Origin of the sequence: Streptomyces sp. R-07, assembly GCF_049913175.1 — a bacterium.
In the GTDB taxonomy this organism is placed as follows: domain Bacteria; phylum Actinomycetota; class Actinomycetes; order Streptomycetales; family Streptomycetaceae; genus Streptomyces.
The window spans coordinates 4,340,076-4,359,615 of the sequence record NZ_CP183978.1 but is presented as its reverse complement, the minus strand read 5'-3'; the positions used below and the strand labels follow the sequence as shown (position 1 = coordinate 4,359,615).

The 19,540-nt window shown below is 71.7% G+C and carries 21 protein-coding genes; 6 read left to right on the top strand and 15 right to left on the bottom strand.

The features are described from left to right. Positions 1-7 precede the first annotated feature (7 nt). The 6 genes from ACN9M0_RS19935 to ACN9M0_RS19910 form a co-directional block, all read right to left on the bottom strand. Complete coding sequence (locus tag ACN9M0_RS19935) at positions 8-1,558, bottom strand: DoxX family membrane protein (RefSeq protein WP_366038857.1); 1,551 nt, start codon at positions 1,556-1,558, stop codon at positions 8-10. A gap of 95 nt (positions 1,559-1,653) precedes the next feature. Beyond that, entirely contained in the window at positions 1,654-2,610 is a 957-nt protein-coding gene (rlmB, locus tag ACN9M0_RS19930) for a 23S rRNA (guanosine(2251)-2'-O)-methyltransferase RlmB (protein WP_366038856.1), read from the bottom strand. A gap of 77 nt (positions 2,611-2,687) precedes the next feature. Beyond that, positions 2,688-4,088, bottom strand: a complete 1,401-nt coding sequence (gene cysS, locus ACN9M0_RS19925) for a cysteine--tRNA ligase (RefSeq protein WP_366038855.1) — start codon at positions 4,086-4,088, stop codon at positions 2,688-2,690. A gap of 81 nt (positions 4,089-4,169) precedes the next feature. Continuing rightward, on the bottom strand, positions 4,170-4,670 hold the full coding sequence (gene ispF, locus ACN9M0_RS19920; protein WP_366038854.1) for a 2-C-methyl-D-erythritol 2,4-cyclodiphosphate synthase: 501 nt from the start codon (positions 4,668-4,670) through the stop codon (positions 4,170-4,172). After that, the gene (ispD, locus tag ACN9M0_RS19915) at positions 4,660-5,409 is read right to left on the bottom strand and encodes a 2-C-methyl-D-erythritol 4-phosphate cytidylyltransferase (RefSeq protein ID WP_366038852.1); all 750 of its coding nucleotides are present in this window, start codon (positions 5,407-5,409) and stop codon (positions 4,660-4,662) included. Before ispD ends, ispF begins: the two co-directional genes overlap by 11 nt. 295 nt (positions 5,410-5,704) lie before the next feature. After that, the gene (locus tag ACN9M0_RS19910) at positions 5,705-6,187 is read right to left on the bottom strand and encodes a CarD family transcriptional regulator (protein WP_003953493.1); all 483 of its coding nucleotides are present in this window, start codon (positions 6,185-6,187) and stop codon (positions 5,705-5,707) included. A gap of 652 nt (positions 6,188-6,839) precedes the next feature. Between ACN9M0_RS19910 and ACN9M0_RS19905 the strand changes: the two genes are divergently transcribed. Then, a complete protein-coding gene (locus ACN9M0_RS19905; protein WP_366038851.1) occupies positions 6,840-7,469 on the top strand; it encodes a DUF461 domain-containing protein in 630 nt (209 codons plus the stop codon). Positions 7,470-7,585: 116 nt separating this feature from the next. Here the strand turns inward: ACN9M0_RS19905 and ACN9M0_RS19900 are convergent, their stop codons facing one another. Continuing rightward, positions 7,586-8,266, bottom strand: a complete 681-nt coding sequence (locus ACN9M0_RS19900) for a response regulator transcription factor (RefSeq protein ID WP_017242433.1) — start codon at positions 8,264-8,266, stop codon at positions 7,586-7,588. Continuing rightward, the gene (locus tag ACN9M0_RS19895) at positions 8,263-9,492 is read right to left on the bottom strand and encodes a sensor histidine kinase (protein ID WP_366038850.1); all 1,230 of its coding nucleotides are present in this window, start codon (positions 9,490-9,492) and stop codon (positions 8,263-8,265) included. Before ACN9M0_RS19895 ends, ACN9M0_RS19900 begins: the two co-directional genes overlap by 4 nt. 263 nt (positions 9,493-9,755) lie before the next feature. Between ACN9M0_RS19895 and phoU the strand changes: the two genes are divergently transcribed. Then, positions 9,756-10,436, top strand: a complete 681-nt coding sequence (gene phoU, locus ACN9M0_RS19890) for a phosphate signaling complex protein PhoU (protein WP_366038849.1) — start codon at positions 9,756-9,758, stop codon at positions 10,434-10,436. 91 nt (positions 10,437-10,527) lie between these two features. Further along, positions 10,528-10,680: a hypothetical protein gene (locus ACN9M0_RS19885; protein WP_366038848.1), complete on the top strand. Its 153-nt coding sequence runs from the start codon at positions 10,528-10,530 to the stop codon at positions 10,678-10,680. 46 nt (positions 10,681-10,726) lie between these two features. Here ACN9M0_RS19885 and ACN9M0_RS19880 read toward each other — a convergent pair whose 3' ends face one another. The 3 genes from ACN9M0_RS19880 to ACN9M0_RS19870 form a co-directional block, all read right to left on the bottom strand. After that, positions 10,727-11,194, bottom strand: a complete 468-nt coding sequence (locus tag ACN9M0_RS19880; protein ID WP_426403975.1) for a GNAT family N-acetyltransferase — start codon at positions 11,192-11,194, stop codon at positions 10,727-10,729. 61 nt (positions 11,195-11,255) lie between these two features. Beyond that, on the bottom strand, positions 11,256-11,609 hold the full coding sequence (locus tag ACN9M0_RS19875) for a hypothetical protein (RefSeq protein ID WP_399700944.1): 354 nt from the start codon (positions 11,607-11,609) through the stop codon (positions 11,256-11,258). A 123-nt stretch (positions 11,610-11,732) separates the two neighbouring features. Beyond that, positions 11,733-12,419, bottom strand: a complete 687-nt coding sequence (locus tag ACN9M0_RS19870) for a hypothetical protein (RefSeq protein WP_426403974.1) — start codon at positions 12,417-12,419, stop codon at positions 11,733-11,735. A gap of 324 nt (positions 12,420-12,743) precedes the next feature. Between ACN9M0_RS19870 and ACN9M0_RS19865 the strand changes: the two genes are divergently transcribed. Next, a complete protein-coding gene (locus ACN9M0_RS19865) occupies positions 12,744-13,187 on the top strand; it encodes a hypothetical protein (RefSeq protein WP_366038844.1) in 444 nt (147 codons plus the stop codon). A gap of 153 nt (positions 13,188-13,340) precedes the next feature. Here the strand turns inward: ACN9M0_RS19865 and ACN9M0_RS19860 are convergent, their stop codons facing one another. Then, entirely contained in the window at positions 13,341-14,099 is a 759-nt protein-coding gene (locus tag ACN9M0_RS19860; protein ID WP_190107208.1) for a phosphoglyceromutase, read from the bottom strand. Positions 14,100-14,224: 125 nt separating this feature from the next. Between ACN9M0_RS19860 and ACN9M0_RS19855 the strand changes: the two genes are divergently transcribed. Beyond that, on the top strand, positions 14,225-15,547 hold the full coding sequence (locus tag ACN9M0_RS19855) for an MDR family MFS transporter (RefSeq protein ID WP_426403973.1): 1,323 nt from the start codon (positions 14,225-14,227) through the stop codon (positions 15,545-15,547). Here the strand turns inward: ACN9M0_RS19855 and ACN9M0_RS19850 are convergent. Continuing rightward, the gene (locus ACN9M0_RS19850; RefSeq protein WP_399700935.1) at positions 15,537-16,466 is read right to left on the bottom strand and encodes an MBL fold metallo-hydrolase; all 930 of its coding nucleotides are present in this window, start codon (positions 16,464-16,466) and stop codon (positions 15,537-15,539) included. The two genes, ACN9M0_RS19855 and ACN9M0_RS19850, sit on opposite strands and share 11 nt — an antisense overlap. Positions 16,467-16,572: 106 nt before the next feature. Here ACN9M0_RS19850 and ACN9M0_RS19845 point away from each other — a divergent pair, with 106 nt between their 5' ends. Continuing rightward, on the top strand, positions 16,573-17,496 hold the full coding sequence (locus tag ACN9M0_RS19845) for an AraC family transcriptional regulator (RefSeq protein WP_426403972.1): 924 nt from the start codon (positions 16,573-16,575) through the stop codon (positions 17,494-17,496). Between the two features lie 55 nt (positions 17,497-17,551). Here the strand turns inward: ACN9M0_RS19845 and ACN9M0_RS19840 are convergent, their stop codons facing one another. Continuing rightward, positions 17,552-18,046 (bottom strand): YbjN domain-containing protein, encoded by a 495-nt coding sequence (locus ACN9M0_RS19840; RefSeq protein ID WP_366038839.1) that lies wholly within the window; start codon positions 18,044-18,046, stop codon positions 17,552-17,554. After that, positions 18,039-19,406 carry a D-inositol-3-phosphate glycosyltransferase gene (gene mshA / locus ACN9M0_RS19835; RefSeq protein WP_366038838.1) on the bottom strand — a complete coding sequence of 456 codons (1,368 nt, stop codon included), beginning with the start codon at positions 19,404-19,406 and terminating at the stop codon, positions 18,039-18,041. The genes ACN9M0_RS19840 and mshA overlap by 8 nt, the downstream gene beginning before the upstream one ends. Positions 19,407-19,540 lie beyond the last annotated feature (134 nt).

Here is a 19,540-nt window from a genome sequence, read left to right as displayed (position 1 = left end):
CCCTACGTCAGCCCAGCAGGCCGCCGATCGGGTTCTGCGCGCCGCCCGACGTCGAGCCGCTCTCGGACGGGGTGCTGGTGGAGCCGGTCGAGCCGCCGCTCGACGTGCCGCCGGTGGTGCTCGGGGAGTCGCTCGTCGACGGCGGGGGCGCCGGCTTCGACTGCGTGGGCGTCCGGCTGCCGCCGGTGCTCGTGCCCTGCGTCGCGGTCGGGCGCTGCTCCTGGGTCCGGGTGGACTCGTGGGTCGTCTCGGTGGGCCGGGTGGCCTCCTCGGTCTCCTCGCTCCGCGCCGGGGCCTCACTGGTCGCGGCGGGCTCGGGCGCCGTCGAGGCGGCCTTCGAGGGGGCGCGGTGCGTCGGCTCCTGGGGGAGCGGCTGGCCGGGGAGGTGGTTGATCGGGTCGTCGTTGGGGCCCGGGACGGTGACCATCTCGGTGGAGCGGACGGCGCCGCCGAGGACGGAGCCGACGAGGAGGGTGAGGCCGACGACGACGGCGGCGAGGAGGGTGCTGCGGCGGGTGACGCGGCGGCGCAGGTCCCAGAGTTCGGCGCGGGGGCCGAGGGTGCGCCAGGCCTCGCCGGCGAGGCGGCCGTCGAGGGAGTAGACGGGGGCACCGGCGATGATCAGCGGGGACCAGGCGGCGAGGTAGATGATGTCGGCGGAGTCGTAGACCGGGACGGTCTTCCAGCTGACGGTCAGGATGAGGGCGGCGGAGAGCAGGGCGCCGACGACGGCGGCGACGCGCTGCCAGAGTCCGAGGACGGTGAGGACGCCGACGACGACCTGGAGGAAGGCGACGGTGAGTCCGGCGCCGACGGGGTGCTGGAGGGCGAAGTCGCGCAGCGGTTCGGCGAGGGCCCAGGGGTGGAGCGAGTTGAGCCACTTCACCATGGAGCCGCGCTCGCCGCCGTCGAAGTAGACGGGGTCGCAGAGCTTGCCCATGCCCGCGTAGATGGAGATGAAGCCGAGGAAGACGCGGAGCGGGAGGAGGACGACGCCGAGGTTCATCCGGCGGCCGGGGTAGTAGGCGTGCCGGACGTTGTCCTGTCCGTGGCGCTGGGCGGACCGGTCGTGCGGCGCGTCGTCCTCGTACGGCTCGGTGGGCTCGGGCCTGAGGTCGTACAGCTCGTCGTAGGCCCCCTCGGCGCGGCGCATCGGCGGCAGCAGCGGCGCGGCGGCCTCGGCGGGCACCACGGGGTGGGGCATGGTGGTGTCGATGCGCGGGATGGCCTGGGTGTCGCCGACGCCGTGGCCCCCGTGGCCGACGGCCGGTTCGAGCGTGGAGACGGACGACTCGCGCACGGCCTGGAGCAGGCCGGTCGCGCCCGGCGTGGACTTTCCGGTCCACACGACGGGGCGACGGCGCGGGCCGCCGCCCGCGCCCACTCCGGACAGGGCGGCGGTACGGGCCGCGAACTTCGGCTGAGGGGCCGGCGCGAGCCGCACACGGAAGCTGGCGTGGTTCACGATCACCTGGGCGGGATCGGAATCCACCTTGACCATGCTCAGCGCGGGCTGATCGTCGAACCCCGGCCGGGGCGTTCTGGTGTCCACACTCATCTAACCGAGTGATGTGCGGTTAGGACACTGCCTTGACGGTTGCCAAATGTCCGAGGCCCGTCAAGATCACGGCCGGGGCGCGTCCCTCGTTCGGGTCAGGCCATGCGGCGGCGGGCCGCCTCGTAGAGCACGACACCGGCGGCGACACCGGCGTTGAGCGACTCGGCGCCGCCCGGCATCGGGATGCGGACGAGGAAGTCGCAGGTCTCGCCGACGAGGCGGGAGAGGCCCTTGCCCTCGGATCCGACGACGATGACGACCGGGCCGCCCAGCTCCTCCAGCTCGTGGACGTCGCGGTCACCGTCGGCGGCGAGGCCGACGACCGTGACTCCGGCCTTCTGGTACTGCTCCAGGCAGCGCGTCAGGTTGGTGGCGCGGGCGACCGGCGTGCGGGCGGCGGTGCCGGCCGAGGTCTTCCACGCACCGGCGGTCATGCCGGCGGCGCGCCGCTCGGGGACGACGACGCCGTGGCCGCCGAAGGCGGAGACGGAACGGACGACGGCGCCGAGGTTGCGCGGGTCGGTGATGCCGTCGAGGGCGACGATCAGCGGGTCCTCGTGGTCGTCGAACGCGGCCGCGACGAGGTCCTCGGGGTGCGCGTACTCGTACGGCGGGACCTGGAGGACGAGGCCCTGGTGGTTCAGGCCGTTCGTCATCCGGTCGAGCTCGGGGCGCGGCGCCTCCATGATGTTGATGTTGCCGCGGCCGGTGGCGAGGTTCAGGGCCTCGCGCACGCGCTCGTCGTTGTCGATGAACTGCTGCACGTACAGGGTCGTGGCGGGCACGCCGTCGCGCAGGGCCTCGAAGACCGGGTTGCGGCCGACGACCATCTCGGACAGGCCCTTGCCGCCGCGCCGCGCGACGGGCTTGCGCTTGGCCACGTTCCGGGCCATCGCGTTGGAGACGCGGAAGGCCTTGTGGCCCTTGCGGTTCTCGGCCTTGGGCGTCGGGCCCTTGCCTTCGAGGCCCTTGCGCCGCTGGCCACCGCTGCCGATCGTCGCACCCTTCTTGTTGGACGTGCGACGGTTCCTGCGCTGGCTGTTCCCGGCCATGACTACCTAATCCTCGGTGTTGCGTACGTAGGTCTGTAACTGAAGTGTGCCGCCCGGAGGCCCGAGCGGCACGTCTTCTAACGGTTGCCCAGCGTCCAGCGGGGGCCGTCGGGGCTGTCCTCGATGGCGAGACCGGACTGGCTCAGCTGGTCGCGGATCGCGTCCGCGGTCGCCCAGTCCTTGCGCTCGCGCGCCGACTCGCGCTGCTGGAGCACGAGGCGTACGAGGGTGTCGACGACGCCGTGGAGCTCCTCGCCGCCACCGGTCTCCTCGGCCCAGTGCGGGTCGAGGGGGTCCAGGCCGAGGACGCCGAGCATGGCACGGACCTCGGCCAGGCGGGCGATGGCCTCGTCCTTGTCGTCCGCGGCGAGGGCGCTGTTGCCCTGGCGGACGGTCGTGTGGATGATCGCCAGCGCGTGCGGCACGCCCAGGTCGTCGTCCATGGCCTCGGCGAAGGCCGGCGGCACCTCGGCGGCGGGCTCGACGGTCCTCCCCGCCTTCTCGGTGGCGCGCTGGACGAAGCCCTCGATGCGGGCGAAGGCCGACTCGGCCTCGCGCAGGGACTCCTCGCTGTACTCGATCATCGAGCGGTAGTGCGGGGTGCCCAGGTAGTAGCGCAGGACGATCGGGCGCCAGTTCTTCACCATCTCGGACACCAGCACGCTGTTGCCGAGCGACTTCGACATCTTCTCGCCGCTCATGGTGACCCAGGCGTTGTGCACCCAGTACCGCGCGAACTCGTCGCCGAAGGCCTTGGCCTGGGCGATCTCGTTCTCGTGGTGCGGGAAGATCAGGTCGAGGCCGCCGCCGTGGATGTCGAAGGCGGGGCCCAGGTACTTGTGGGCCATGGCCGAGCACTCCAGGTGCCAGCCGGGACGGCCGCGGCCCCAGGGCGTCTCCCAGTCGGGCTCGCCCGGCTTGGTCGCCTTCCACATGGCGAAGTCGCGGGGGTCGCGCTTGCCGGTGATGCCGTCCTCGGCGGGCTGGCGGAGGTCGTCGATGTCCTGGTTGGACAGCTCCAGGTAGCCCGGGAAGGAGCGCACGTCGAAGTAGACGCTGCCGTCCGCCTCGTAGGCGTGGCCGCGCTCGATCAGACCCCGCATCATCTCGATCATCTCGGGGACGTGACCGGTGGCGCGGGGCTCGTACGTGGGCGGCAGGCAACCGAGCGCCTGGTAGCCGTCGTTGAACGCGCGCTCGTTCTCGTAGCCGATGGACCACCAGGGGCGACCCTGCTCGGCGCCCTTCCTGATGATCTTGTCGTCGATGTCGGTGACGTTGCGGATGAACGTGACGTCGTAGCCGCGGTACTGGAACCAGCGGCGCATGATGTCGAAGTTCAGCCCCGAGCGGATGTGACCGATGTGCGGGGCCGCCTGCACGGTGGCACCACAGAGGTAGATCGAGACACAGCCCGGCGTGAGCGGGGTGAAGTCACGGATCTGCCGGGCGCTGGTGTCGTACAGGCGAATAGTCACCACTCCAGGGTAGTGGGCGTGTGGTAGTGCCCAGCGACCTGATCGGGGTACCCGATGACGAATTTCACCGGCACCGGTGGCTCATGGGCGGGTCACGGGGTACACGAGGGCGGTCGCGAGGGCGGCGAGGCCCTCGGCGCGGCCGGTGAGTCCGAGCCCGTCCGTGGTGGTGCCGGAGACGGAGACGGGTGCGCCCGCCGCCTCGCTGAGCGCCTTCTGCGCCTCGTCGCGCCGCTTGCCGATCTTGGGGCGGACCCCGACGACCTGCACGGCGATGTTGCCGATCTCGTACCCCTCGGCGCGGACGATCCGGGCGGCCTCGGCGAGCAGGGTGACGCCGGAGGCGCCGGACCACTCGGGGCGCGAGGTGCCGAAGTGGGCGCCGAGGTCGCCGACGCCGGCGGCGGAGAAGAGCGCGTCGCAGGCGGCGTGGGCGGCGACGTCACCGTCGGAGTGCCCGGCGAGACCGTACTCCTCGCCCTCCCAGAGCAGGCCCGCGCACCAGAGTTCGCGCCCCTTCTCGAAGGCGTGGACGTCGGTACCGATGCCGGTACGGGGAATCAGCACGGGCTCAGAAGCCATCGTTGGCCCTCCTGCGGGCGAGTACGGCCTCGGCGAGGACGAGGTCGAGGGGGCGGGTCACCTTGAAGGCCTCTTCGTGGCCGGGCACGACGACGACGGGCGCGCCGAGCTTCTCGACCATCCCGGCGTCGTCGGTGGCGCCCTCACCGGTGAGGGCGACGGTGGCATGGGCGTTGACCAGGGTGTCGTGGTCGAAGCCCTGGGGGGTCTGGACGGCGCGGAGGCGGGCGCGGACCGGGGTGGCGACGACCTGCTCGGGGTCGCCGGGCTTCTCGGCCGGCTCGACCTCCTTGACGGTGTCGGCGACGGGCAGCGCGGGGACGACGGCGACGGCCCCGTCCCGTACGGCCTCGATGACGGCGTCCACGGTCTCGACGGGGACCAGCGGGCGGGCCGCGTCGTGGACGAGGACGGTGGTGACGCCCTCGGGCAGCGCCTGGAGGCCGAGGTGGACGGACTCCTGGCGGGTGTCGCCGCCGGGGACGACGAGGTAGTCGGTCCGCTCGGGGAGGGCGTGGGCGTCGAGGAGGTTCTTGACCTCGGCGGCACCGTCGGAGGGGGCGACCACGACCACGAGCGAGACCGCGCGGGAGGCGGCCATCGCGCGGACGGCGTGGATGAGCATGGGGGTGCCGTTCAGCGCGCGGAGCGCCTTGGGGGCGCCCGGGCCGAGGCGTACGCCCCGCCCGGCGGCCGGGATCACCACGGCGGTACGACTGGGACGCGCTTCGTCTGACATCGGTTGCACTCCGGCAGGTTTGTTTCCGCGGCCGACATGGGTATGGCCTCACCGTGCCGGACGCTCCGCCTTGACCGGGCCCTTTCCGTGACGACGGTCGAGGCGCGGCCGCGTGGGCACAGGGGCTCGGACGTAGAGAAGTTCAGGGGGTGCGGGTTACTTCAGCGGTGCGGCCACGTGTACGAGCCGCGTACGTACGCGAACATGCCGCAGCGCCCGGCGACAGCACTGTGTGGATCACAGTACGCCAGCGGGCACCACGGCATTGCTTCACTACTTCACCGCGGAATGCGGCTCAGGACGCGAGGACCTCGTCGAGGAGAGCCTCGGCCTTGTCCTCGTTCGTGTTCTCCGCGAGAGCCAGCTCGCTCACCAGGATCTGGCGAGCCTTGGCGAGCATGCGCTTCTCACCTGCGGAAAGTCCGCGCTCGCGCTCACGACGCCACAGGTCGCGCACCACTTCGGCGACCTTGATGACATCGCCGGAGGCGAGCTTCTCGAGATTTGCCTTGTAGCGACGGGACCAGTTCGTCGGCTCTTCGGCGTACGGCGCGCGCAGCACCTCGAAGACCCGGTCCAGCCCGTCCTGACCGACCACGTCGCGAACACCGACGAACTCCGCATTGTCCGCCGGCACACGAACCGTCAGGTCGCCCTGCGCGACCTTGAGCACCAAGTAGGTCTTGTCCACGCCTTTGATCTGGCGAGTTTCGATGGCCTCGATCAGCGCGGCCCCGTGATGGGGATAGACCACGGTGTCGCCAACCTTGAACGTCATGTGACAGGTACCCCTTCCGTGGCTATCCAGGGTAACACGGATTCGGCTTCTTCTGAATGGCGTTTTCGCAGGTCAGGGCATATCTCGGGGCTTGACAACGGCGACACGAACGTGCTGCGGAGGGCTTGCGGAAGGCGGTATTCGCAGGTCGGAGCCGCTGCATGGACGGAGAGAAACGCGCACGTTACACACACCCGGAGGCCCTCCAGGGAGGGGCGATGCCCCGGTTTGTCTGGTTCGGAGCAGGCTTCTTCACCTACTCCGTTCGAGGATCGGCCACCCGTACGGATGCATGCCGGGGTGATTCCCGAAATTGATCAGCGGACATCGGCCGACATCGGTCGGCGCTTTTCCGGAGGGGCGGCTCCGGGGAATGCGGGGCCGCCTCCGAATTGATCAAGGCGGTTATGTGAACAACAGGTCAATGGGTCGTGATCCGGCCACAGAGAGCAACACGCGGCGGGCGGCCCGAGGGCTCCGCGGAGGGCATCCGGGCCCCACCCCGGGGACGTCCCGCTGACGGCGGTGACCGGTTAGGGGCGGGTCGGGTGCGGGACGCGGAGTGAGGCTCGGTAACCTGAGCGCGCTGACACACCTTTAGCTGTCCCTTAGTTCCCACACCCGTCCGTACGTCCTAGGAGATGCCGCCGCCGTGAGCCGCAGCCTTCGACGCGGCGCCCTCGCCGCCACCGCCATCGTGTTCTCCATCGCCGCGCTGTCCGCCTGTGGTGCGGGCAACGACGCGCAGACGCTCGAGGTCCGGCCGGACAACGCAGCCGTCTCCGTGGACGACGTCAAGATCCAGAACGCGCTGGTCATCACCCAGCCCGAGCCCGGCGTCAAGGGCCCGGCCGCCGTCTCGGCCACCGTCTTCAACAACGGCCGCGTGCCGCAGACCATCGACGCGATCAGCCTGCCGGGCACGACCGCCGTCGTGAAGCTGAAGCCGGCCGAGGGCACCGGCCCGATCACCGTCCCGGCCGGCGGCTCCGTCGTGATCGGCGGCGCGGGCAACGCCTCCGCCCTGATCGAGAACGGCTCCGAGGCCGCCCGTGACGGCGACGCCCAGCAGGTCGTCTTCAAGCTCAGCAAGACCGGAGACGTCGGCCTGAGCGCCTTCGTCGTCCCGGCGAAGAGCTACTTCAAGGAATACGGCCCCGAGGTCGTCCCGGCTCCCCCGGGCGCCTCGCCGACCGCCTCCGCCTCCGCGTCGCCCTCGGGCGAGGCCGAGCACGGCACCGAGGCCCCGGCCTCGGGCGAGCCGACGACCGCCGGTCACTGACGGCAGCAGAAACACGCCGAAGGGGCGCCCCCACCAGGGGGCGCCCCTTCGGCGTACGTACGTACGGAGCTGTCCACGGCTCCGTAAGAAGCCGTCCACGTCTCGTACGGGGTCGTCTACGGCTCGAACTTGTAGCCCAGGCCGCGGACCGTCACGAGGTACCGCGGCGCGCCGGGGTCGGGCTCGATCTTGGCGCGGAGGCGCTTCACGTGGACGTCGAGGGTCTTGGTGTCGCCGACGTAGTCCGCGCCCCACACCCGGTCGATGAGCTGCATACGGGTCAGCACGCGGCCCGCGTTGCGCAGCAGCATCTCCAGGAGGTCGAACTCCTTCAGCGGCAGGTCGACCTTGCCGCCGGAGACCGTCACCACGTGGCGGTCGACGTCCATGCGGACCGGGCCGGCCTCCAGGGCCGCCGGGGTGACCTCCTCCGGCTCCCCGCGGCGGCGCAGCACCGCGCGGATGCGGGCGACGAGCTCCCGCGAGGAGAAGGGCTTGGTCACGTAGTCGTCGGCTCCTATCTCCAGGCCGACGACCTTGTCGATCTCGCTGTCCTTGGCGGTCACCATGATCACCGGGACGTTCGAGCGGCCGCGCAGCTGGCGGCACACCTCGGTACCGGGCAGACCGGGAAGCATCAGGTCGAGGAGGACGAGGTCGGCTCCGTTGCGCTCGAACTCGTCGAGGCCGTCGGGCCCGGTCGCCGCGACGGCGACCTCGAAGCCTTCCTTGCGGAGCATGTACGACAGGGCGTCGCTGAAGGATTCCTCATCCTCGACGACGAGCACTCGGGTCACGGAAGGACCTCCGGGGCGGGGAGCGGTTCGGTCATGAGATCTGGGGTGGGGGAAGAGGCGGGCCGGCGGTCCCGTACGGCGCCCGCCTCGGGCAGCCGCAAGGTGAAGGTGGAGCCCTGACCCTCGGTGCTCCAGACGGTGACCTCCCCGCCGTGCGAGGCGGCCACGTGCTTGACGATGGCCAGGCCGAGCCCCGTGCCGCCGGTGGCACGGGAGCGGGCCGGGTCGACGCGGTAGAAGCGCTCGAAGACGCGCTCCCGGTCCTTCTCGGGGATGCCGATGCCCTGGTCGGTCACGGCTATCTCGATCAGGTCCCCGCTGGGTGCCGCGACGTGGCGGGCGGCGATGCCCACCCGCGTACGGGCCGGTGAGTAGTTGACGGCGTTCTCGACGAGGTTGCCGAGGGCCGCGGCGAGCTGGCCCCGGCTGCCCCACACGTACAGGTCGGCGGCGCCGCCGGAGACCATGGTGATCTGCTTGGTGGACGCGGGCTGCCGGGAGCGGTCGATCGCCTCGGCGACGAGCTCGTCCACGGACACCGGCTCGGAGTCCTCCAGCGGGTCGTCGTTCTGCACGCGGGAGAGGTCGATGAGCTCCTGTACGAGGTTGGTGAGGCGGGTCGCCTCGATCTGCATCCGGCCGGCGAAGCGGGTGACCGCCTCGGGGTCGTCCGAGGCGTCCATGACCGCCTCGGAGAGCAGGGAGAGCGCACCCGTGGGGGTCTTGAGCTCATGGCTCACATTGGCGACGAAGTCGCGCCGTACCGCTTCGATGCGGCGGGCCTCGGTGAGGTCCTCGACCAGGAGCAGTACGAGCCGGGAGCCCAGTGGGGCGACCCGGGCGGAGACGGCGAGGGCCTCGCCGCGTCCGGTGCCGCGCCGGGCCAGGTCCAGCTCGACCTGCCGTATCTCTCCGTCGCGGCGGGTGTCACGCGCCATGTTGAGCATGGGTTCGACGGCCAGCTTGCCGCCGCGGACCAGGCCGAGCGCGTACGCCGCCGAGCTGGCCTTCACCACGGAGTCGCTCTCGTCGAGGACGACCGCGGAGGAGCGCAGCACGGACAGCACGGTGTCGACGCCGGGCGGGAGCACGGCGTCGGTGTGCAGAGAGGTTCGGGTGGGTCGCGCCTGGTCGCGTTCGCTCCAGCGGAACGCCAGCATGGCGATCACGCCGGTGCACACGCCGGCGATCGCTGCCAATGCGGCGACCGCCGCGTTCACGTCCATGCCTCAAGGTTATGCGGGGTCGCGGACACTCTCCCAGCCATCCGAGTGGCTGCTCGAACAGTCGTCGCCCAGAGTTCACCGTGGAGATGCAGGTGGTTCATTTGTCAGGGCGGCATCGGTGGCGCGTGTCGCCCAGAGTTCACCTGGGGGAAAGTGCCGGTTCACATCAGGGGCTGGAACCGGACGCGTAGGGGGCCGAACGTGGGAACGTGGGGGTCCGAGCCCCACCCGGACCCCGGAGCTTTGCGTAGAGAGGGACATCCATGCGGGACGCGTACCACGAGGAACTTGACTCGATCGGCGAGGGCCTGGTCGAGATGGCCCGGCTCGTCGGGTCGGCGATCGGGCGCGCCACGACGGCGATGCTCGACGCGGATCTCAAGCTGGCCGAGAGCGTGATCGCCGCGGACCAGAAGGTCGACGACCTCCAGCACGACCTGGAGGCCCGGGCGATAGCGCTGCTCGCCCGGCAGCAGCCGGTGGCGACGGACCTGCGGATCGTGGTGACCTCGCTGCGGATGAGCGCCGACCTGGAGCGCTCCGGCGACCTGGCGCAGCACGTGGCGAAGCTGGCCCGGCTGCGGTTCCCGGCGACGGCGGTGCCGCGTGACCTGCACGCGACCATCCTGGAGATGGGTCAGCTGGCGCAGCGCCTGATGGCGAAGGCGGCGGAGGTCATCATCACGAAGGACGTCGACCTGGCGCTCCAGCTGGAGCAGGACGACGACGAGATGGACCTGCTGCACCGGACGCTCTTCCAGCACCTGATGGACGACCGCTGGAAGCACGGCATCGAGACGGCCGTCGACGTGACGCTGCTCGGCCGGTACTACGAGAGGTTCGCGGACCACGCGGTGTCGGTGGCGAAGCGCGTCGTGTACCTGGTGACGGGCGAGCACGCGGACGAGCTGCAGGCGGCGGACGCGCCGGTGGAGGGCGCGTAGGCGCACGCCACTCCTGTGCGCCGTTGATGCGCCGGTCGGGGTGGGCATGCAATGGGGGGAGGCGATGCTCGCCTCGAAAGGGAGGGACCCCATGGCCGAATCCCCGATGACGACCGACTCCGGAGCGGAGCCGCCGCGCGAGGCGGTGTTCCTGCCCGTCCTTGGCGCCTGCGGGTGCGGCTCCGGCTGCGGCTGCGGCTGCCAGTCGGGCGCCCCGTGCCAGTGCGGGGGCTGCTCCGGCTGACCGGTGAGGGGGTGGGGTGCGGCACCCGCACCCCACCCCCTGCTCCCTATATGTCGAGCACGCCGACGGTCTGGCCGCCGCCGGCCTCGCCGGTCGTACGGAAACCCAGCCGTTCGTAGAACGCGCCGGGTCCGTCCTCGCCGGGCTCCCAGGTCACGTAGAACCGCCGCTCGCCGCGCCGGCGCAGTTCGTCGCGTACGGCCTCGACGGCGAAGCGCCCGTACCCCTTGCCCTGTCCGGCGGCGGCGATGTTGAGGCGCCAGAGGCCGCTGCGCCGGTCGTCCGGGTCCTTCTCCTCGTTCCACGGGATGTCGAGGAAGGCCATCAGGAAACCGACGAGCTCGTCACCGTCGAAGATCAGCCGCGGCCAGGCGGTCTCCCCGAAGGCGTACGCCTCCGCGAGGGACTTCACGACGGGGGCGACGTTGCGCTCCTGGTGGGGGTGGACGCGCAGGTCGAGTGCGGCGTCGATGGTGGCGGAGGTGACCTGCTCCAGACGCAGTGACGTGTTCATGCGCTGAACGGTAATGAGTCACCGCGGTCCCCCGCACTGCCATGACGGGAGCGGGCCTCCGCTACGGCTGGAAGAACATCACCGAACGCAGCTTCAGCCGGTCGCCGGCCGGGCGGCCGTGGGGGCGCAGGGTCCAGGAGTCGCCCGAGCAGTCGGGCTCCGTGAAGACCATCGCGTACGTGTCCGTGTCGTTGTGCGGCGCGAAGGCGGGCTCCGAGGCACTCGGGTCGGCGGCCTCGGCGATCGTGATGCACTCACCGCTCGCCGGGTCGTGCAGCGTGATCCACTCCGGGGAGCCGCCGATCCCGACGAACCGGTAGCTGAAGTCGCCGGTGGCGGCGTGGGCGGGGGAGGCGAGGGTGGCGGTGAGGGCGAGTGCGCCGCAGACGGCGGCGAGGGAGTGGCGGAGACGCACGGGGGTTCTCGTTTCGGTGAAGACGACCAAGGTCACCCCACCCCTAACCCCGCCTCCCGGCCCGTAAGCGGCGCAGCGCAGCCGGAAGGTTTCGCCCTCACCCGTCCGGCCGACAGGAACCCGCTACGGAGCGAAGACCTGCTCGAGGCGGTGGATCGCCCCGTCGTCCCCGGTCTCGTACCGGAAGACGAGCCCCGAGTCGGGGTGCGCGGCGACCCAGTCGATCAGCTCCTGCACGCCGATCCGCTGACTCCCGGAACTGCTGACGATCGGGTTGGTGGCGGTGACGTACGCGGCCTGGTCGAGGGCCCAGCGGCTCTCCTCCCCGGTACCGACGAACGGAACCCCGTCGGAGTCCTTCGACGCACAGCCCCAAACCCCGTGCTGTACGACGAGGTTGACCTTCCCGGTGCTGCCGTCGAGCTCCTCGATCCGGTAGAGGGCGAACTCGTCGGGGTCGACGTCGTCGGGACCGGGCGGAGAGTCGACACAGCCGACGCCGTGCGAGGAGGCGGCGGGCTCGGGCACGGAGGTCTTCGGGGAGGAGGTCTTCGGAACGGAGGTCTTCGGGGCGGCGGGCTTCTGCACGACCGGAGCGACGGTGGGAGCGGCGGTGGCCCCGGACCCCCCGCCCGATCCACCCGATCCACCCGATCCACCCGATCCGGGAGCTGCGGTGGTACCCGCGACGGGCGCGCTGGGCGCGGCGGGACCGGCGGCGGAACCACCCTCCTGGCATCCGGTGAGCACGGCGGCCAGGGCGACGGCGGCGAGCGCGAGAGCAGCGGGTCTGAGACGGTCGGCGTTCATCGGGAAGTCCCCCTCTACACGGGCGACCGCCCACGGCCGCACCCCTGCCGGGAACGTAGCAACGCCACACCCCCCGGCACAGCGCCGCACCCCCCGATGTCACCGACTTGGTACGCCCCCCGAACACCCACAGAACAACACCGAACCCCCGCCCACCGAAACCGGCGAACGGGCGCTGTCGTGGGTGCGCTGCGTCAGGGCTACTGCCGTCGAGCCACTGGCCGCCGGACTACCGGGGGCTCGTCCCCCTCGCGACTCAGGCGGTTGTCAGTGGCCGCTGTTAGCGTCCGGCCGTTCTCAAAGAGCTGTGTGGGGAGGGGTCGTATGGGCGCGTCGGGGTGGGACTACTCGGTGCCGTATCAGGAGGATCTCGGCGGGGCGTTCGATGCGCTGCGGCGGAAGGTGTTCGAGGAGCGGGACTACTACTGGGGCCCGGGCGGTGACTGGCGGCCGGAGGCGGAGCGGCTGCCGTGGCCCGAGACCGAGGAGGAGCTGTGGGAGCACGAGCTCGTGCAGCATGACGGGACGCACTCGATCCTCGACATCTTCCGGATCATCGGACCGGACGAGGAGCCGGACTACTCCACGATGAAGCAGGTGACCGAGGAGGAGGCGCTGCGGGTCCTGGGCGCGAGGAAGCTCACCCGGGCGCACGTGCCGAGGTTCGAGGAGTTCGACCACTGGCGTTGGTACGGGCGGTGCGCCGTGCTCCATGACGACCGGGGTGAGCCGCAGGAGATCTACTTCTGGGGCTTCTCCGGCGACTGAGCCGACCCAGTGGACCAGCCGTGGACCGCCGGAACCGGCGATGCGCCTGCCGAACTCTCCTCGCCCTGACGGGACCACCGACGGACCCAGGCCACGAAGAAGCCCCCTCCCGGCGGAGAGACCGCTGGGAGGGGGCTGTTTCGTCAGTCAGGGCTACTTCTTGCCCTGGTTCTTCACGGCCTCGATGGCCGCCGCCGCGGCGTCCGGGTCGAGGTACGTGCCGCCCGGGTTGAGGGGCTTGAAGTTCTCGTCGAGTTCGTAGGACAGGGGGATGCCCGTCGGGATGTTGAGGCCCGCGATGTCGGCGTCCGAGATGCCGTCCAGGTGCTTCACCAGGGCGCGGAGGCTGTTGCCGTGGGCGGCGACCAGGACCGTGCGGCCGGCGAGGAGGTCCGGGACGATGTTGTCGTACCAGTACGGGAGCATCCGCTCGACGACGTCCTTGAGGCACTCGGTCTGCGGGCGCAGCTCCGGCGGGATCGTCTGGTAGCGGGCGTCGTGGGCCTGCGAGTACTCGCTGTCGTCCGAGAGCGCCGGCGGCGGGGTGTCGTACGAACGGCGCCACAGCATGAACTGCTCCTCGCCGAACTCGGCGAGCGTCTGGGCCTTGTCCTTGCCCTGGAGGGCGCCGTAGTGGCGCTCGTTGAGGCGCCACGAGCGGCTGACCGGGATCCAGTGGCGGTCCGCGGACTCCAGCGCGAGCTGCGCCGTCCGGATCGCGCGCTTCTGGAGGGAGGTGTGCAGCACGTCGGGCAGCAGGCCGGCGTCCTTGAGCAGCTCGCCGCCGCGCGTCGCCTCCTTCTCGCCCTTGGCGGTGAGGTTCACGTCCACCCATCCGGTGAACAGATTCTTCTCGTTCCACTCGCTCTCGCCGTGGCGGAGGAGGATCAGCTTGTACGGTGCGTCGGCCATGCGTACGAGCCTAATCGACCGCTGACGATTGACGCGCGCCGTCAATTCGCTGGCGTCCGACGTATGAGATGCGTAAGTTACGAGAGCCGGAAGCAGGGCTTACGTACAGCAGGGGGCCGTCACACATGTCCATCGATTCGCTCAGACGATCAGCCCGGGCGACGGTCTCCGGCCTTCCGCAGGGCTTCTGGTGGTTGTGGTTGTCGACCCTGGTCAACCGGACCGGCGCCTTCGTCCTGACCTTCCTCTCCCTCTACCTGACCGTGGAGCTCGGGCACTCCGCCTGGTTCGCCGGACTCGTCGTCGCCCTCCACGGCCTCGGCGGCGTCGCCGGTTCCCCGCTCGGCGGCGCGCTCACCGACCGCTGGGGCCGCCGCCCCACCATGGTCACCATGCACCTCGCAGCCGCCGCCTGCGCCGCCGCCCTCGCCGTCGTCACCAGCGCCTGGGCCATCGCCTCGGTCGTGCTCCTCATGGGCGTCGCCATGCAGGCCGTCCGCCCCTCCATCAACGCGACCATCTCCGACATGGTCCCCGCCCACGACGTGCGCCGGGCGTACGCCCTCAACTACTGGGCCCTCAACCTCGGCTTCGCCATCGCCTCCATCGGCGGCGGCGCCGCGGCCTTCCTCGGCTACCGCACCCTCTTCGTCGTCGACGCCGTCGCCACCACCCTGTGCGCCGTCATCGTCTTCCTCCGGCTCCCCGAGACCCGTCCCGAGGCCGCCGTCGGCAAGCAGGGCGAGCCGGTCGTGGAGGACAAGGTCAGCATGCTCACCGTGCTGCGCGACGCGCCCTTCCGCACGCTCGTCCTGCTCAACCTCCTCGTCTGCCTCGTCTTCACCGCCCCCTGGATCGGCCTGCCGCTCACCATGGCGAACCAGGGCCTCTCCCCCTCCTCGTACGGTGTCGTCATCGCCGTCAACGGCATCGTGATCGTCGCCTTCCAGCTGCTCGTCAACAGGCTGACCGACAAGCGCTCCCCGGTCCTCCTGCTGACCCTCTCCTCCCTCCTCTTCGCCCTCGGCACCGGCGCCACCGCCCTCGCCGGCTCCCCCGTCGCCTTCGCCGCGACCGTGGTCGTCTGGACCGTCGGCGAGATGATCCACGTACCGACGAACGCCGCCGCCACCGCCCGCCTCGCCCCCGAGCACGCCCGCGGCCGCTACCAGGGCGTGATGGGCATGTCCTGGGCCGTCGCCGGTTTCGTCGCCCCGATCGGCGCGGGCGCGATCGTCGGCGGCCCCGGCCCCGACGTCCTGTGGGCGGCGACGACCGCGATCGGCGTCATCGCCGCCGTCGGCTACTTCACCCGGCTGCGCAAGGCCCTCTCCGAAGAGCCCGCCGAGGACGGCGCGCCGTCCGCCCCCGCGGCCGAGCCCGAGGCCCCTACCGTGGCGCCCGTCGCCAGGACCGAGGACGCCGAGTCCTCCTCCGTCAGCGCCTGACCGGGTCCGTCTCGCCGTAGGCCGCCCACCCGGCCAGGGCGAACCCCGCCCCTTCCCTCCGCACTTCGGCCGCTCCGGCCCCGCCGAAGTGCGCGGGGACGACCAGTTCCCGTTCGTCGGCGGCCCGTCCGAGGATCCGGCGGCGGCTGGCCGCCGCCCCGGCCGCGTCCAGGCAGAAGCAGCTGGCGCGGGCCGGGTCGAGGATCTGCACGGGGCTGTGCAGGAGGTCGCCGACGAAGACCGCGCGGTCGGCCCCGGAGGCGAGCCGCAGGACGGCCGAGCCCGGGGTGTGACCGGGCGCCGACTCCAGGACGAGGTTCTCGTCGATGCGGTGCGAGCCGTCCCAGAGCGTGACGAGCCCCGCGCGGTGCACGGGCGCCACGCTGTCCTCGTGGATGAGCCGGTCCTCCTCCCGGAGGCCGCCGCCATACGCGTTCTCCGGGCCGAAGTGGAAGTCGTCCGCGGCCGGAAGGAGGTAGCGGGCGTTCGGGAACGTCGGCGCCCACTCCCCTCCCGCGTCGTACGTGTTCCAGCCGACGTGGTCCGCGTGCAGATGGGTGTTGACGACGACATCGACGTCCTCGGGCCGGATCCCCGCCCGCTCCAGCCGGCCGAGGAAACCGTCCCGCCGCCGGTGGAAGTGCGGCGAGTGGGGCCGCTCCCGCCCGTCGCCCACCCCGGTGTCGACCAGGACGGTCCGTCCGCCACTGCGCAGCACCCAGGTCTGCAGCGCCATCACCGCGCTGCCGCTGTCCGGCGCCCAGTGGTCCGGCGCCAGCCACTCCTCGTTGTCCTTCCACACCTCGGCCCCGGCGTCCGGAACGAGGGTGCGGGCGGGTCCGAACGGCCCCTGCCACTCGACGATCCGAATGATCTCGACGTCCCCCAGGACGATGCTCTGTGCGCTCTCGTTCGTCATGCGACCGACAGTAGGAGGGGTGGTTGAGCCTCTCAATGCTCCTTCCGCTCTTCCGGATGCGCGAGAAGCTCATCGCAGCCGCCGGAGCGGCGGTACGCTCCCGGCCATGGACGTGGTGAGCGACGCGATCTCGGCCGTACGCGTCGGGCAGCCCTCCTCCGACCGGGTACGGGTCGGAGGACGCTGGTGCGCGCGGCTCGCCCCGTACGAAGGGGCCGGCTTCCACATCGTCCTCAGGGGCAGCTGCTGGCTGCTGCCCGACGGGGGCGAACCGGTCGCCCTCGGCGCGGGCGACGCCGTACTGCTCCCGCACGGCACCGGACACGTCATCGCCGACGCACCCGCCGACGCGGAGACGGTCGCGCGGGCGGTCCCCTTCGACCGCTGGGCCGACGGCAGCCTCCCGCGCCCGCCCGGAACCGCCTCACGCGCCCGCGAGGTCGAGATGCTCTGCGGCAAGTACCGCCTCGACCGCAGCCACGCGCACCCGCTGCTCACGGAGCTCCCGCCGCTCGTCCACCTGCCGGCCCGCGCCGGCGGTCACCCCGAACTCCGGGCCGCCATCGGCCTCCTGGAGGGCGAGCTGGACCAACGGCGCCCGGGCGCCTCCCTCGCGCTCCCCAGCCTGCTCGACCTGCTGTTCGTGTACATGATCCGGTCCTGGACGGCCGAGAGCACGGCCGGGGCGTGGCCTGCCGCTCTGGGCGACCCGGTGGCGGCCGCCGCGCTGCGCGCGCTGCACTCCGACCCGGCCGCACCCTGGACCGTCGACCGGCTCGCGGCCGAGGCGGGCGTCTCCCGGCCCACCCTCGCCCGCCGATTCACCGCCCTCGTGGGCCGGCCCCCGATGGCGTACCTCACGTGGTGGCGGCTGACCCGGGCCGCCGCCCTGCTCCGGGACACCGGGGACCCGCTGGCCACCGTCGCCCGCCGCGTCGGCTACGCCTCGCCGTACGCCCTGTCCCACGCCTTCCGCCGCGAATTCGGCACGACACCGGGCCAGTACCGGAACGGGCCTGTCCCACCCTGATCGGCGGGAAAGGCCCCGGGGGCGTCGTGCCGGTCAGGCCGGGCTCGCGACGGGCTCAGCTCGCGGGCTTCCGGGTCAGGTTCTTGAACGCGTCCAGGTTCCGGGTCGACTCGCCGCGCGAGACCCGCCACTCGTACTCCCGCCGGATCGCCGACGCGAAGCCCAGCTCCAGGAGCGTGTTGAAGTCGCCGTCCGCCGCCTCCAGGACCGAGCCGAGCAGCCGGTCCAGTTCCTCCGGCGTGACGGCGGCCAGCGGCAGCTTGCCGGCGAGGTAGACGTCGCCGAGGCCGTCGACCGCGTAACTCACCCCGTACAGCTTGAGGTTGCGTTCGAGCAGCCAGCGGTGGACGCCCGTCTCGTTCTCGTCCGGGTGCCGGATGACGAAGGCGTTGAGGGAGAGGGAGTGGCGGCCCACCCGGAGCGACAGCGTGGTGAACAGCTTGCGCGTGCCCGGAAGCTTCACGACGTACGAGCCGGGCTCCGGGGACTCCCAGTCCAGCTCCGCGTCGTTGAACGTGTCCTCGATGATCCGCCGAACGTCCTCAGCCATGGTGCGAGCGTACGCGACGGCGGTTCTCCCGCAGCCGATGGTCGTGCATGGCTGCCGTGTACACGTCCGCCGTGCCCGAGGCCGCCGTGTCCCAGCCGAACGAACCCGCGTGCAGCGCCGCCGCCTCGCCCATCCGGGCCGACAGCGCCGGGTCCGCCGCGAAGCGGCCGAGCGCGCGGGCGTAGTCCGCCGGGTCGTGCCCCTGCACGAGGAAACCGGTCACGTCGTCCCGTACCGCCACGGGCAGACCGCCGACCGCCGCCGCGACGACCGGGGTGCCGGCCGCCTGCGCCTCGATCGCGACCAGACCGAACGACTCGCTGTACGAGGGCATCACGAGGACGCTCGCCGCGCGGAACCAGTCCGCGAGCCGGTCCTGCCCCACCGGCGGGTGGAAGCGCACGACGTCCGAGATCCCCAGCCGAGCGGCCAGCTTCTGCAGCTGCTCCGGCTTGGCCAGGCCGCTGCCGCTCGGCCCGCCCACCACCGGGACCACCATGCGCGAGCGCAGCGAAGGGTCCTGGTCCAGGAGGACGGCGGCGGCGCGCAGCAGGATGTCGGGGGCCTTCAGCGGCTGTATCCGGCCGGCGAAGACGGGGATGAAGGCGTCCTGCGGCAGGCCGAGCCGGGCGCGCGCCGCGGCGCGGCCGTCGGCGGGGCGGAAGTGGTCGAGGTTGACGCCCGGGTGCACGACCGCGATCTTGCCCGGCTCGGCCTCGTAGAAGCGGGCGAGCTCGTCGGCCTCCTCGGCCGTGTTGGCGATCAGCCGGTCGGCGGCGGAGACGATCTGCGTCTCGCCGATCACCCGGGCCGCGGGCTCGGGCGTGTCCCCCTCGGCGAGCGCCGCGTTCTTGACCTTCGCCATGGTGTGCATGGCGTGGACCAGCGGGACGCCCCAGCGCTCGGCGGCGAGCCAGCCGACGTGCCCGGAGAGCCAGTAGTGGGAGTGGACCAGGTCGTAGTGACCGGGCCGGTGGCCCGCCCACGCCTGCATCACCCCGTGCGTGAAGGCGCAGAGCTGCGCCGGCAGCTCCTCCTTGGCCAGCCCCTCGTACGGGCCGGCGTCCACGTGCCGTACGAGCACGCCCGGGGTCAGCTCGACCACCGGGGGCAGGCCGCCGGTGGTGGCCCGGGTGAAGATCTCCACCTCGATGTCGATGGCCGCGAGGCGCTTGGCCAGCTCGACGATGTAGACGTTCATGCCGCCCGCGTCACCCGTGCCGGGCTGGTGCAGCGGCGAGGTGTGGACGCTGAGCATGGCCACGCGCCGCGGGGTGCGGTGCCGGCCGGGGAGCCGGAGCCTGGCCGGCGCGGGGTGCCGGTGCCGGGTACCGGCGAACCGGGACACGTACTGGCTCACGTCGGCGGTCCTTCCGCTCGGGGACTGAGCTGGGCGGGCATGACGGGTGAAGGGCGCGGTACGTCCTCCAGCCGGGACAACAGCGGAATGACACCTTTCATTTCCTTCGGACCGGTGCTTTGCCAATTCGTTGC

What these genes read in the sequence shown, in the direction of transcription:
- ACN9M0_RS19935 (WP_366038857.1), bottom strand. Translation starts at nt 1,558, where the DNA reads ATGAGTGTGGACACCAGAACGCCCCGGCCGGGGTTCGACGATCAGCCC.
- rlmB (WP_366038856.1), bottom strand. Translation starts at nt 2,610, where the DNA reads ATGGCCGGGAACAGCCAGCGCAGGAACCGTCGCACGTCCAACAAGAAG.
- ispF (WP_366038854.1), bottom strand. Translation starts at nt 4,670, where the DNA reads ATGGCTTCTGAGCCCGTGCTGATTCCCCGTACCGGCATCGGTACCGAC.
- ispD (WP_366038852.1), bottom strand. Translation starts at nt 5,409, where the DNA reads ATGTCAGACGAAGCGCGTCCCAGTCGTACCGCCGTGGTGATCCCGGCC.
- ACN9M0_RS19910 (WP_003953493.1), bottom strand. Translation starts at nt 6,187, where the DNA reads ATGACGTTCAAGGTTGGCGACACCGTGGTCTATCCCCATCACGGGGCC.
- ACN9M0_RS19895 (WP_366038850.1), bottom strand. Translation starts at nt 9,492, where the DNA reads ATGGACGTGAACGCGGCGGTCGCCGCATTGGCAGCGATCGCCGGCGTG.
- phoU (WP_366038849.1), top strand. Translation starts at nt 9,756, where the DNA reads ATGCGGGACGCGTACCACGAGGAACTTGACTCGATCGGCGAGGGCCTG.
- ACN9M0_RS19885 (WP_366038848.1), top strand. Translation starts at nt 10,528, where the DNA reads ATGGCCGAATCCCCGATGACGACCGACTCCGGAGCGGAGCCGCCGCGC.
- ACN9M0_RS19880 (WP_426403975.1), bottom strand. Translation starts at nt 11,194, where the DNA reads ATGAACACGTCACTGCGTCTGGAGCAGGTCACCTCCGCCACCATCGAC.
- ACN9M0_RS19870 (WP_426403974.1), bottom strand. Translation starts at nt 12,419, where the DNA reads ATGAACGCCGACCGTCTCAGACCCGCTGCTCTCGCGCTCGCCGCCGTC.
- ACN9M0_RS19865 (WP_366038844.1), top strand. Translation starts at nt 12,744, where the DNA reads ATGGGCGCGTCGGGGTGGGACTACTCGGTGCCGTATCAGGAGGATCTC.
- ACN9M0_RS19860 (WP_190107208.1), bottom strand. Translation starts at nt 14,099, where the DNA reads ATGGCCGACGCACCGTACAAGCTGATCCTCCTCCGCCACGGCGAGAGC.
- ACN9M0_RS19855 (WP_426403973.1), top strand. Translation starts at nt 14,225, where the DNA reads ATGTCCATCGATTCGCTCAGACGATCAGCCCGGGCGACGGTCTCCGGC.
- ACN9M0_RS19850 (WP_399700935.1), bottom strand. Translation starts at nt 16,466, where the DNA reads ATGACGAACGAGAGCGCACAGAGCATCGTCCTGGGGGACGTCGAGATC.
- ACN9M0_RS19845 (WP_426403972.1), top strand. Translation starts at nt 16,573, where the DNA reads ATGGACGTGGTGAGCGACGCGATCTCGGCCGTACGCGTCGGGCAGCCC.
- ACN9M0_RS19840 (WP_366038839.1), bottom strand. Translation starts at nt 18,046, where the DNA reads ATGGCTGAGGACGTTCGGCGGATCATCGAGGACACGTTCAACGACGCG.